Below are 12409 nucleotides of genomic sequence, written 5' to 3' on the forward strand. Positions count from 1 at the left end.
GCGTGGCGCCGCCAACACCCAACAACGCCGTCGGAAGACGGCCCCTTCACCCTGGACGACATGACTGCTCGACACTTCATCGCATCGCTGGCGCTGACCACCTGCCTGGGCGCGTTGCCGGCGGCGGCGCAGGAACCCTCGAACTCCGGGCTCGCGCTGGGCGTGCGCGGCGCCTTTGGCATTCCGGTGGGCGACTCCGGCACGGACCTCTCGCTGAAGGACACGTTCGGCAGCACCGTGGCGCCGCAGGTGGACGTCTCCTATTTCTTCAACCGGCAGCTCTCGCTGGGCGCCTATTTCCAGTACGGCATCGGCTCCGGTCCCGGTGACGAGTGCTCGGACGGCGCGGACTGCAAGAGCAAGGTCCTGCGCTTCGGCATCGACCTGGACTACCACTTCCGGCCGGCCGGCTTCGTCTCGCCGTGGGTGGGCGTGGGCGTGGGCTACGAGATCGGCTCGCTGGAAGTGGGCGAAGGCTCCAACAGCGCCTGGTTCAAGCTCGAGGGCTATGACCTGGGCCACGCCCACTTCGGCGTGGACCTCCAGCTCACCCGCTCCATCGCGGTGGGGCCGTACATCTCCGCGTCGGTGGGGCAGTACAACAAGGGCGCGATCCGCCTGGGCGATGCCGCGGAGATCAGCAACGACCTCTCCGACGACGAGAAGCAGATCCACGTCTGGATCCAGCCGGGCGTGCGCGTGCAGTTCCGGCTGTAGTCCTCACCGTGCCGCCCTCACGGCTCCTGCGACGGAGGCGTGGGGGCGGGCAGGGGGTAGAGGACGCGGTAGTCGATGCGGTGGTGGTACGCGGCCAGATACGGCGCGCCTGCGATGTCGATGATCACCTGTTGGGGCGGCGTGGGCTGCTGGTTCATCCACGCCTCCGCCTCCTCCTTCGTGGCGAAGGACAGGCCCGAAGGCTGGCGCCGCTCATCCGCCATCTCCTGGAGGTAATGCTCCATGAAGGGGGGCATGAAGACCAGATGGGTTCGCCCCGTGGCTGGAACGAACATGGCGGAGTAGTAGTCGTCTCCAATCAGCACGCGTGCCGAGTCGATTGGGGGCTTCCGCGCGTTCATCGCGGCTTCCGCCTCCTCTCGGGTCTTGAACCGGGCGATGACCAACGGAGGCGCGGAGGCCTCCTGGCTTTGGACATATGCTTCAAACTCGGTGCCCTGCCCGGTGCCCAGGATGAAGTAGATGGCGTCCATCGCGAAGAGGAAGGCCTGCTTCTCCTCCGCGGAGGTGCTCTCCGAGTAGTGCCGTCCCAGCACCTCCAACTTGTCGAAGAAGTGCATCATGGTGCGCTCTCCACCAGGAGCAGAACCCGCCGGGGAAGCTCCTCCCGCGAAGGCGGAGCCACGGCCCCACGCGTCCCACCGCAGGCCGCGAGCCACAGGCAGAGCGCCACGGCCGTGACGCTCCTCCCCATGTGAATCCAGACGTGCATCCTTCCACCCAAGCAGAACCCCAGGTGGAAGTCAGGTCACCGCGAACCGCTTCAGAACGCGGTGTTGTCCGCCTTCTTGCCCGGGGTCGAGGCCTTATAGAAAAGGCTGTAGCCCTCGACCCAAGTCCCCGTGGGGCTCAGGTCCGGGGAGCGGTTGAACGAATAGCCAGAGTTCACCGGCATGCTGGAGGTCTGGTACGAGTGGCTGTCCTGCACCGTCCCGTCCGCGCGCACCAGGTACACGATGTCACCCGCGCCACCCTGGTTCACGCCCCGGTCGAAACGCAGCCCCAAGCCGCCGTTGGAGTACGTCGCGTACTGCGCCCCCGCTGGCAGCGCGGTCGACCCCGAGTACACCACGTAGGCCCTGCCCGCCGGCAACACCGTGCCCGACACGAACGTGTGCCGTGCCGGATCCGCGCCCGAGTACGACTTCGCGTCGTGGATCTTCCAGCCGCTCAGGTCCACCGACCCAGGACCCGCGTTGTAGATCTCCACGAACTGCTGGTCGTAGTCCGGCGTCGTCCCGCCCGTCGCCGGCGGGTTGGGCTGCGGCAGGTACTCGTTGATGAACACCTGCTGCGTCGGCCGCGTCAGCGTGAACGCACCGTCGCTCACGTCCGCCACGTCCGCACGCGTCGAGTCCGCGACGCGCACCCGCGCGACCGTGGAGGACTCGCTCGGCACCGTCCACGCGTAGCGGCCGGTGGACGCCGTCAGGCCCGACGCCACCGCGCGCCACACCGTCCCGTCCAGCGTGTACGTGATGTTCACCTGCGACACGTTGCTGGACGTCCAGGTGATGTTGAACGTCTGGCCCGCATTCAGCGTCTCACCGCCGTTGGGCGCGGTGACCTTCACGCTCCCCGACTGCGCCGCCGAGCCGAAGTTGAAGTCGCTGAAGATGGGGTAGTGGTCCGACGTGGTGTCCTTGTAGCTGACGATGCTCGGCTTGAGCACCTTCGTGGAGTTCGCCACGTGGTACGCCGCCAGCTCGTTCGTCGCCAGCTGATGGTCGATGAACTGGCTGTTGCTCACCGTCGAGCGCTGCCCGGACTCCGACAGCGGCTGGGTGAGGAACTTGTAGCGCGCGGCATCGTTCACCAGGTTCAGGTACGGCGACTCGTTGGGCGTGTAGATGGACGCGTCCACGTCGTCGTTCCAGTCGCCCAGCACCATCACGTTCTGCGTCGGCAGGTTCGTGTCCAGATAGTCCTTGAGGCACATCGCCGCGCCCTTGCGCCGCAGGTATGAATCCGAGTCCGCGTACGCCTTCATGTGCAGCACCATCACCGTGAGGTCCACCGGCGAGGAGCCCCGGAGCACCTTCAGGTCCACGCGCAGCGGCGGCCGGTACGCGAAGTCCTGCGCGCAGTCCGTCAGCACGACGTTCGAGCTCACCAATTGCACCGTGCTCGTCTTGTAGAGCAGGCCCACCTTCTGGGCCGTGGGGCCGTACCAGCCATCACCCGCGAGCAGGCCGCTGTAGCCGCTGAGGTTCGCCGTCAGCGAGTTGAACGCGTCCACGCCGACGATCTCCGCCACGCCCAGCACGTCCGGCCCCGCGTCCGCGATGACCGCGGTCGCGTTGGCCAGCTGCAGCGCCTCGTCCGAGGGGCCCTCGGCCGTGGAGCCGAACCACTCGATGTTCCAGTTGCCCACCTTCAACGGCACTGCCGTCGGCTGCGTCCCGCCATCCGTCTTCGTGCCGCCGTCCGTCGTGCCGCCGTCCGTCTTCGTCCCGCCATCCGTCACTGGACCGCCGTCGGGCAGCTCACCGGTCGACGTGGTCAGGGGCAACTGGATGACCGCCTCCGCACGGGCGCCGTTGGCGTCCTCCACCCGCACCGTGAACTCATACAGCGCCGGGCCCTGCGGCGTGCCGGTCAGCACCCCGTCCTCCGTCAGCGACAGGCCGTCCGGAATCGCTCCGCCCGCCTGCGACCAGGTCAGCGGCGGCGCCCCGCCCGTGGAGCTGAAGGTAAAGGTGTAGAGGCTTCCCTCCTTCGTGGAGGGCAGCGGCGACGCCGTGGTGATGGCCGGCGCCGGCCACACGCGCAACGCATAGCCTCGCGTGTGCTGGGCACCCTTCGCGTCGCGCACCACCATCGTCAGCGTCCACTCGCCGGCCGTCGTCGCGGGGCCCACCAGCCGCCCGCTGTCTCCATAGAAGGAGAAGCCCGGCGGCACCTGGTCCACCGAATACGTGAGCGGCGCCGTGCCGCCCGTCGCCGTCAGCACCTTCTCGTAGGCCGCCCCCACCGTGGCCGCCGTCAGCGTCACCTGGGGCAGCACGGGCCCCGTGGACTCCGGTTCGTTGGAGCCACAGGCGACCAGCGCGAACAGGGACGTGAGCACGACGAGCGAGGACAGCGCTCGGAAGGACCGGGACGGCATATGGGAACACTCCAGCACCGGGCCCGCCCCAACGCGGCCTTCCCGGAAGAGGGCACGCACCTTAACGTGTCTGCCATCCGACTGTCGCGCGCCCCCCCGCTTGCACCCCGGCGGAGCCCCTGACGCACTGCCACACGGCAATCAGTGGCGCGCTCCGCCGTCCTACACGGACAGCGCGGAAGGCTTTGCGCGCGGTCCACACGTGCAGTTGGATGGGTTCGAGCAGACGACGGAGGAGACGCGTCATGGCCGAGAAGTGGGACAGGCAGTTGATGGACTTCCTCAAGCGCACCGGTGAAGACCTCAAGCGCACCACGGACGACCTCCGCGGCGAGGCCGAGCGCCTCCTCAAGGAAGTGAAGGACCCGGAAAAGCAGGCCAAGGTGAAGGAAGGCCTCGTGCAGCTGCGCACCTGGGCCGCCGCCACCACCAAGACCGCCGCGGAGAAGATTGAGACCGCCGTGCGCCGCGTGGAGACCTCCGTCGAGGAGGCTTTCAAGCCGGGCTCCACCAACGGCACCGCCTCCGCGCCCGACGCCGAAGCCAAGGCCGCCAAGACGGCCAAGGCCGCCCCGGAGGAGGAGGCCGCTCCCAGCCGCCCGCCCCGCGCCAAGAGCTCCGGCGCGTCCAAGGGCGGCAGCAAGTCCATCGGGCGCAAGAAGACCGCGAGCGCTCCCGCCGCCGCCAAGGGCGCCCGGGCCCCGAAGAAACCAGCTTCCAAGAAAACGTTGGGCCGCAAGAAACCCGCGCCCGGGGCGTGAAGTTCCGCTGCGTATGAAGTCGCGCCTGCCCGCACGCTGGGCATGCGCGACCGCCTCGGGTCCTGTTGGATCGCTCCCCGTCGCGTGAGATAGTGCGCGCCGTGTCGGGTACCAAAGACAAGGACAGCCTCCAGACGGACATCGGGCAGGACGTGATCGACGAGGCGGTTCGCAGCGTCGAGCGTCGGATGGACGGAGACGCGGACAGTGCGGGCTCGGAGACGGAGGTGGAGCTGGACGTCTCCGCCCCGGCCGCCGACGCGGACGTCGCGACCCCCGAAGTCGCTCCCCCCACCGAGGACGCGGCCGCGCTCCGCCAGGAGGTGGAGTCGCTGCGCGCGCAGCTGGAGTTCAGCCAGACCAAGGCTCGCGAGACGCTGGAGCGCCTGAAGGAGGCGCACGAGCGCGCCAAGGACTTCCAGGACCGGGCCATCCGCTCCGCCGCGGACCTGGAGAACTACCGCAAGCGCGCGCAGAAGGAGAAGGAGGACGTCCAGAAGTTCGGCGTGGAGAAGCTCCTCAAGGACCTGCTCCCCGTGGTGGACAACATGGACCGCGCGCTCGACGCCGCCGGCAAGTCCCCCGACTTCGACAGCTTCCAGAAGGGCGTGGCCATGACGCGCAAGTCCTTCGAGGACTCGCTCGGCCGCCACGGCGTGAAGGGCTTCTCCGCCAAGGGCCAGCCCTTCGACCCGCGCCTGCACGAAGCCATCCAGCAGGTGGAGTCCGCTGACGTCCCGGCGGGCCATGTGGTCTTTGAAGTGACGCGCGGCTTCTATCTCAACGACCGCCTGGTGCGTCCCGCCATGGTCGTCGTCGCTCGCGCGCCGGAAGTCGTCGCGGCGCCGGAGCCCGTTGCCGCGGCGCCGGAGCCCGTTGCCGCGGCGCCGGAAGCCGCCGCGCCCGCGGCCGGCACGGAAGCACCGAAGGCGTCTGAAGAAGGCAAGAGCGCGGAGCCCCAGACTTCCGCGCCGTCCGACAGTTCCTCCGGGGGGAGTCAGTAGTCATGGCGAAGGTGATTGGAATCGACCTGGGCACCACCAACTCCTGCGTCGCCGTGATGGAAGGCGGCGAGCCGGTGGTCATCCCCAACAGCGAAGGCAGCCGCACCACGCCCTCCATGGTGGGCTTCACCGACTCCGGTGAACGCCTGGTGGGCCAGATTGCCAAGCGGCAGGCCATCACCAACCCGGAGAACACGGTCTTCGCGGCCAAGCGCCTCATCGGCCGCAAGTTCGACTCGCCGGAGGCGAAGAAGGCCATTGGCGTCTCCTCCTTCAAGGTGGCGTCCAGCCCCAACGGCGACGCCTGGGTGGAGATTCGCGGCAAGGGCTACAGCCCGCCGGAAGTCAGCGCCATCGTGCTGATGAAGATGAAGCAGACGGCGGAGGACTACCTCGGAGAGCCCGTCACCGAGGCCGTCATCACCGTCCCCGCCTATTTCAACGACAGCCAGCGCCAGGCCACGAAGGACGCGGGCCGCATCGCCGGCTTGAGCGTGCTGCGCATCATCAACGAGCCCACGGCCGCGGCGCTCGCGTACGGCCTGGACAAGGTGAAGGACGCCACCACGGAGCGCGTCGCCGTCTACGACCTGGGCGGCGGCACGTTCGATATCTCCATCCTGGAGCTCACCGCTGGCGTGTTCGAAGTCAAGAGCACCAACGGCGACACGTTCCTGGGCGGCGAGGACTTCGACCAGCGCCTCATCGACTACCTGGCCAAGCGCTTCGCGGAGCAGAACAACGGCCTGGACCTGCGCAAGGACCGCATGGCGCTCCAGCGCCTGAAGGAAGCGGCGGAGCGCGCCAAGCACGAGCTGTCCAGCGCCCCGGAGACGGAGGTCAACCTCCCGTTCATCACCGCGGACGCGTCCGGCCCCAAGCACCTCACGGAGACCGTGGACCGGTCCACCTTCGAGGCCCTGGTCGCGGACCTCATCGACCGCTCCATCGAGCCGTGCCGCATCGCGCTCAAGGACGCGGGCCTCACCGCGCAGGCCATCAACCAGGTCCTCCTGGTGGGCGGCATGACGCGCATGCCGCGCGTGCAGCAGAAGGTGAAGGAGTTCTTCGGCAAGGAGCCCCACAAGGGCATCAACCCGGATGAAGTCGTCGCCGTGGGCGCCGCCATCCAGGGCGGCGTGCTCAAGGGCGAGGTGAAGGACGTCCTCCTGCTGGACGTCACGCCGCTGTCCCTGGGCGTGGAGACCGCGGGCGGCGTCTTCACGAAGATCATCGACAAGAACACCACCATCCCCTGCAAGAAGGGCCAGGTGTTCTCCACCGCGGTGGACAACCAGCCGCTCGTGTCCGTGCACGTCCTCCAGGGCGAGCGCGAGATGGCGGCGGACAACAAGACGCTGGCGCGCTTCGAACTGGTCGGCATCCCGCCCGCGCCGCGCGGCGTGCCGCAGATTGAAGTGTCCTTCGACATCGACGCGAACGGCATCGTGCACGTGAGCGCGCGCGACCTGGGCACCGGCAAGCAGCAGCAGGTGCGCGTGGTGGGCAACTCCGGCCTCACCGAGGCCGAGATCCAGACGATGATCACCGACGCCCAGTCGCACTCCGCGGACGACAAGAAGAAGAAGGAGCTGGCGGAGCTGCGCAACAACGCGGACGGGCTCATCTACACCACGGAGAAGAGCCTGGAGGAGTACGCCAACCTCCTGTCGGAGAAGGACCGCGGCGAGATCCAGGCGGACCTGGAGCGCCTGCGCTCCGTGCTCAACACCTCCGACGCCGGCGCCCTGAAGGAAGCCTTCCAGCGGCTGGAGGGCAGCGCGTACCGCATCGCGGACGCCATCTACACGGACCAGGCCAAGTCCGGCTGATGCCTCACCCCGGGCGTGGGCCGGGCGGTGCAATCGCCCGGTCCCCCCGTTCGTAGGCCGGGGGTCCGCCTCTCTTTTTCCCCGGAGCCTCCCTCATGGAACTGACCGAAGCCGTCATGATCATCATGGTCACCGGCATGACCGTCGGTGTGCCGCTGCTCGGTCTCACGCTGCGCTTCGCCCTCAAGCCCGTGATTGAGACGTGGCTGCGCGTGCGCGAGGTCCAGGCCCGGCCCGCGGGGGAGCTGGAGGCGCTGCGCGCGCGCGTGGCGCACCTGGAGTACATGCTGGACCGCCACGGGCTGCTGGAGCACCCCGTGACCCGCGCGACGCCGGAGCTGGGTGAACTGCCGGAGCGCCTGTCGCCGGTCGTGCGCGTGGACCGCGAGCGCGTCTGACGTCCCACCCGGTGGGCGCTGCATCCCCGCCGGGTTTTCGGGTATTGATGAATGCGTGGCATTCCAATCCCCGGAAGAAGAGCTGGCCTTCCTGCGCGGCCTGATGGCCGTGAACCGGATGGCCGACGACATCCTCGAGGACTGCCTGGAGCGGGGTCTGGACCTCGACACCGGCCTGGACGTGTTCCTCACGCAGTGCGCCCGCATGGTGCACGCGAAGGCGGGCTTCGTTTCGCTCCGGGGCACGCGAGGCCCGGTGCTGACGCGCGTGCTGGGCGAGCTGGGCGTGGACGTCTTCGAGGCGGCCCACTGGAGCGGCCCCCGGAAGCTGCGCGAAGGCCGGATGCTCTTCTGCCAGCAGCTCACCCTGGGGCGGCTGAACCTGGGCGGACTGGGCCTGGTGGTGGATGGGAACTTCGAGGACGGCGGCCAGCGGGTGATGGGGCTGGTGGAGGCGATTGGCGAGCAGCTGGACTCGGCGGTGCTGTCCTTCCTGGCGCTGACGGACGGCCGGGGCCCCCTGGAGCGGCTGGACGAACTGGACGTGGAGGGCACGCCCGTCAACCGCGGACGCATTGGCCGCTATGAGGTCGTGAAGCCCCTGGGCACGGGCGGCATGGCGCAGGTGCTCATCGCGCGCACTCGCGGGCCGGAGGGGCTGGGGCGGCTGGTGGCGCTCAAGCGCATCCTGCCCCACCTGACGGCGCAGCCGGAGATGGTGCAGCAGTTCCTGGACGAGGCGCGCATCGGCCTGCGGCTGTCGCACCCCAACCTGGTGCACGTCTACGACTTCGGCGAGGCGCAGGGCGCGTACTACATGGCCATGGAGCTGGTGAACGGCATCGACCTGGACCGGCTCTTGCGCGCCAACAAGGGGCCGCTGGATCCGGCGGTGGTGTCCGCCATCGTGTCGCAGGCGCTGATGGGGCTGCACGCCGCGCACGCGCTCAAGGGCGAGGACGGCGCGTCGCTGGAGCTGGTGCACCGCGACCTGTCACCGCACAACGTGATGGTGGGCTTCGACGGCCAGGTGAAGGTACTGGACTTCGGCGTGGCCAAGGTGCGCGCGCAGCGCACGGTGACGCTGCCGGGCATCGTGAAGGGCAAGCCGCTCTACATGTCTCCGGAGCAGGCGCTGGGTCAGAAGCTGGACGCGCGAAGCGACCTGTTCGCCATGGGGCTCGTCCTCTACCAGGCCCTCACGGGACGGCGCGCCTTCGAGCGCGAGGACGAGTTGGACACCATGAAGGCCATCTGCCAGGAGAAGCTGGCGAAGCCTCCGGAGGTGCTCGCGCCCCTGTGGAACGTGCTGTCGGTGGCGCTGTCCAAGGACCCCTCGGCCCGCTTCCCCACCGCGCACGCCATGGCGGACCGGCTGGTGGCCGCGTGTCCTCCCGCGCGCGATACGGCACTGGCGGCGCTGGCGGGACGGCTCTTCCCGGAGCGGCTGCGCGACTCGCAGCGGCTGGAGACCGCCGTGGCCCGTCAGCCGGAGGCCCCCACCCGCGCGACGCCGCCCACCCGCGCTCCGCGCTGACACGACGATGCGCCACCTCCCCCGCACACCGCGCGCGTGAAGGCGCGGCATGCGGGGGCGGAGCACAAGGACCGTTCGAGGCTTCCTTCCCGTCCGCGCTACGAGCGCTTGAGCGGGTCGATGTCCGCGTCCGCGCGGTAGCCGGCGCGGCGCTTCTCCTCGTCCACGTTGGGCTCGGTGCGCACCACCTTCACCTCCTCCAGCTCCTCGTGGCGGACGCGGCCCTCCATGCTGCGGCGCTCCTCGATGGGGCGCTTGTGGATGGTGATCTCCTCGTCCGTGTACGCGCGCTTGGTCAGCTCCGCCTCCTCCGCGCTCAGGGGGATGCGGATGGTCTCCTCCCGGAAGTCCGCCACGTCGCCGGGAATGTTGTCGCCCTTCACCGCCCGGCGCACCACCTCCACCTCCTCGTGGCGCAGCGGGACCTCCACCGTCTTCCGCTCCTCGACGACAATCTTGCGCACCTGCGCCTCGCCCGCGGAGCGCTGGCGTTTGGTGACGCCCAGCTCCTCATGGTGCGTGCGCAGCGTGACGTCCTCGTTCGCGATGCGCTCGGCGGCTCGCACGTCGGCGCGCACGTCGGCGCGCAGCTCGCGCTCCTTCAGCTCCCGGTCCTTGATGTCGACCTTCTCCGCGCCGGTCCGGGCCACGTCTCCGACCTTCGTGGTGCCCGTCTTCAGCCCCGCGCCAATGCCACCCATGGTGCCGCCGGTGGCCGTCGCCGCCGTCGCGCCCACGGCGCCGGCGTCGGACAGCCCTCGCAGCGCCTCGCGGCCGTGGTTGAGGTAGATCTCCCCGTTGCGGATGTCGCTCACCTCCAGGTAGCGGACCAGGTAGTCCTTCGGGAAGAACATCCCCTTCTCGATGTGGAACTCGCCCTCGCTCACGGCGAACACCTTGCCCAGCTTCTCGCCGTCGCTGCTGCGGACCGTCATCCCTTCCTTGATGTCGTTGCGCTTGATCATCATGGACTTGGCTCCTTGTGCCTTCACGTCGGGTCGGATGTGGTCGCGAGCGGAACGCCAGGGCCGTCCAGCGCGCTGGAGAGGGTTTCCTGGGGGGAAGTGGACGCTGAAGTGTCCGCCACGGCCATCACCCGAAAAGTGGGTTCAATGACGCCCAAGAAAACCCCTGGTGCTGGATGCTCCAGGGGCTCGGTACGCCGTACGCCGCTGGCAACGCCGCGCCGGACGCCTCCCCGCCTCCTGTCCGGAGGGCAGGCATGCAGGAGCGGACCCCCCGGGCTTCACGCTGGCGGCGCGCATCCCCACACCTCACTGTGAGGGCGCGAGTCCGGATGGACCGGCCCGTGCGAGAGGAGCCTGTGATGCGAGCCACGAGGCCTGGCCGGGGACTCGGGTGGATGGCCGGCGCGGTGGGACTGCTGGTGGCGGGCCGACTCCGGCGCCGTCGCGCGGGAGCGGTGCTTCCGGAGTCCATTCCGGAAGCGGTGCCAGTCCTGGAGCCCGTCACCTGGACGCCCACCGCGCTGCCGGACCCGGAGGACCCTCCCTCCGCCGGGTGGTCGCTGACGCACGAGGACATGGCGCCCTGGGAGGATCGCGAAGCGCCAGAGGCCGGACCCCAGGGCCTCCCGAGGATCCGCCGGGGACCGTCGGGCCGGGAGCACTATTGGCTGGAGCCCTGAGCGGACCTGGCGCGCACTTGGGGTTGGGGCAGGGGGGCGCGACAGCGATGTTTCGGGGTGTTGGCGGGACTCCGGAGCCAAGCTGTGCGCTTGACCCATGGGGAGGGCTCCCCTAGAAAACCGGGGCTTTGCCCGTCATCTCCCCCGGAGGAAGCCCCCACATGCGACGACTTGCCCCGATGCTCCTCGCCGCGCTCGCCGTCCTGGCGGCCGCCTGCGAGAAGAAGACGCAGCCCACGGGAGAGGCGGGAGGCGCCCCCTCGGCGCAGGCCCCGGCCACCGCGCAGGGCGGCACGCCCCCGGCGGGTGATGACGTCATCGTGCTGGGTGAAGTGGGCGCGCTGACGGGCGGTCAGGCGACGTTCGGCATCTCCACCCGCAACGGCATCGCGCTGGCGGTGAAGGAAGCCAACGCGGCCGGCGGCGTGAAGGGCAAGAAGCTGGTCGTGCGCGTGTACGACGACCAGAGCAAGCCGGAGGAGGCCGCGCAGGCCGTCACCCGCCTCATCACCCAGGACAAGGTGGCGCTCATCCTGGGCGAGGTGGCTTCGTCCAGCTCCCTGGCCATGGCGGAGAAGGCGCAGGCGGCCGGCGTGCCCATGATCACCCCGTCGTCCACCAACCCCTCCGTGACGGAGAAGGGCGACAACATCTTCCGCGTCTGCTTCATCGACCCGTTCCAGGGCTTCGTGATGGCGAAGTTCGCGCGGGAGAACCTCAAGCTGAACAAGGTCGCGGTGCTCCAGGACAACAAGAGCGCCTACTCCATTGGCCTCACGGAAGTGTTCCGCCAGAAGTTCGCGGAGATGGGCGGCAAGATCACGGCCACGGAGAGCTACAGCCAGGGCGACACGGACTACCGCGCGCAGCTGACCGCCATCAAGAAGACGCAGCCGGAGGGCATCTACGTTCCGGGCTACTACAGCGAGGTGGGCATCATCGCCCGCCAGGCGCGCGAGCTGGGCCTGAAGGTGCCGCTGATGGGCGGCGACGGCTGGGACTCCGAGAAGCTCTTCGAGCTGGGCGGCAGCGCCATCGACGGCAGCTACTTCTCCAACCACTACTCGCCGGACAACCCGGACGAGCGCGTGAAGAAGTTCATCGCGGACTACAAGGCGGACAACAACGGCGCGGTGCCGGACGCGCTCGCGGCGCTGGGCTACGACGCCGCGCGCGTCGCGATTGAAGCGCTCAAGAACGCCCCGGACACCAGCGGCCCGGCCCTGCGCGCGGCCATCGCGAAGACGAAGGACTTCCCCGGCGTGGCGGGCAACATCACGCTGGATGCGAAGCGCAACGCGGTGAAGTCCGCCGTGGTGCTGAAGGTCGCGGACGGCAAGTCCACCTACGTCACCACCATCTCGCCGTAACCCAGGGCCCAC

General features: G+C 69.2%; 11 protein-coding genes. 8 read left to right on the forward strand and 3 right to left on the reverse strand.

The features are described 5' to 3' along the window. Window positions 1-60 precede the first annotated feature (60 nt). Window positions 61-717, forward strand: a complete 657-nt coding sequence (locus D7Y04_RS36945; RefSeq protein WP_120596473.1) for an outer membrane beta-barrel protein — start codon at window positions 61-63, stop codon at window positions 715-717. A 17-nt stretch (window positions 718-734) separates the two neighbouring features. Here D7Y04_RS36945 and D7Y04_RS36950 read toward each other — a convergent pair whose 3' ends face one another. Both D7Y04_RS36950 and D7Y04_RS46020 read right to left on the reverse strand, forming a co-directional pair. Continuing rightward, window positions 735-1301, reverse strand: a complete 567-nt coding sequence (locus D7Y04_RS36950; protein ID WP_120596474.1) for a head protein — start codon at window positions 1299-1301, stop codon at window positions 735-737. 200 nt (window positions 1302-1501) lie between these two features. After that, window positions 1502-3847, reverse strand: coding sequence for a lamin tail domain-containing protein (locus tag D7Y04_RS46020; protein WP_158627655.1), 2346 nt, complete (start codon window positions 3845-3847; stop codon window positions 1502-1504). Window positions 3848-4092: 245 nt separating this feature from the next. Here D7Y04_RS46020 and D7Y04_RS36960 point away from each other — a divergent pair, with 245 nt between their 5' ends. The 5 genes from D7Y04_RS36960 to D7Y04_RS36980 all read left to right on the forward strand — a co-directional run bounded on the left by D7Y04_RS36960 (window position 4093) and on the right by D7Y04_RS36980 (window position 9379). Then, window positions 4093-4608, forward strand: a complete 516-nt coding sequence (locus D7Y04_RS36960; RefSeq protein WP_121762374.1) for a transcriptional regulator — start codon at window positions 4093-4095, stop codon at window positions 4606-4608. 101 nt (window positions 4609-4709) lie between these two features. Continuing rightward, window positions 4710-5612: a nucleotide exchange factor GrpE gene (gene grpE, locus D7Y04_RS36965; RefSeq protein WP_121762447.1), complete on the forward strand. Its 903-nt coding sequence runs from the start codon at window positions 4710-4712 to the stop codon at window positions 5610-5612. A 2-nt stretch (window positions 5613-5614) separates the two neighbouring features. Beyond that, window positions 5615-7444 carry a molecular chaperone DnaK gene (dnaK, locus tag D7Y04_RS36970; protein ID WP_120596476.1) on the forward strand — a complete coding sequence of 610 codons (1830 nt, stop codon included), beginning with the start codon at window positions 5615-5617 and terminating at the stop codon, window positions 7442-7444. Window positions 7445-7539: 95 nt separating this feature from the next. After that, window positions 7540-7842, forward strand: a complete 303-nt coding sequence (locus D7Y04_RS36975; RefSeq protein ID WP_120596477.1) for a hypothetical protein — start codon at window positions 7540-7542, stop codon at window positions 7840-7842. A 103-nt stretch (window positions 7843-7945) separates the two neighbouring features. Then, window positions 7946-9379, forward strand: coding sequence for a serine/threonine-protein kinase (locus D7Y04_RS36980; RefSeq protein ID WP_233601760.1), 1434 nt, complete (start codon window positions 7946-7948; stop codon window positions 9377-9379). 98 nt (window positions 9380-9477) lie between these two features. On the opposite strand, the gene D7Y04_RS36985 is transcribed toward D7Y04_RS36980, so the two are convergent. Then, entirely contained in the window at window positions 9478-10347 is an 870-nt protein-coding gene (locus D7Y04_RS36985; protein ID WP_121762376.1) for a YsnF/AvaK domain-containing protein, read from the reverse strand. A gap of 359 nt (window positions 10348-10706) precedes the next feature. Here D7Y04_RS36985 and D7Y04_RS36990 point away from each other — a divergent pair, with 359 nt between their 5' ends. Continuing rightward, window positions 10707-11027: a hypothetical protein gene (locus tag D7Y04_RS36990; protein WP_126933376.1), complete on the forward strand. Its 321-nt coding sequence runs from the start codon at window positions 10707-10709 to the stop codon at window positions 11025-11027. Between the two features lie 161 nt (window positions 11028-11188). Next, window positions 11189-12397 carry an ABC transporter substrate-binding protein gene (locus D7Y04_RS36995; protein ID WP_120579543.1) on the forward strand — a complete coding sequence of 403 codons (1209 nt, stop codon included), beginning with the start codon at window positions 11189-11191 and terminating at the stop codon, window positions 12395-12397. Window positions 12398-12409: the final 12 nt, after the last annotated feature.

Source organism: Corallococcus sp. AB038B, from assembly GCF_003668955.1.
Taxonomy (GTDB): domain Bacteria; phylum Myxococcota; class Myxococcia; order Myxococcales; family Myxococcaceae; genus Corallococcus; species Corallococcus exiguus.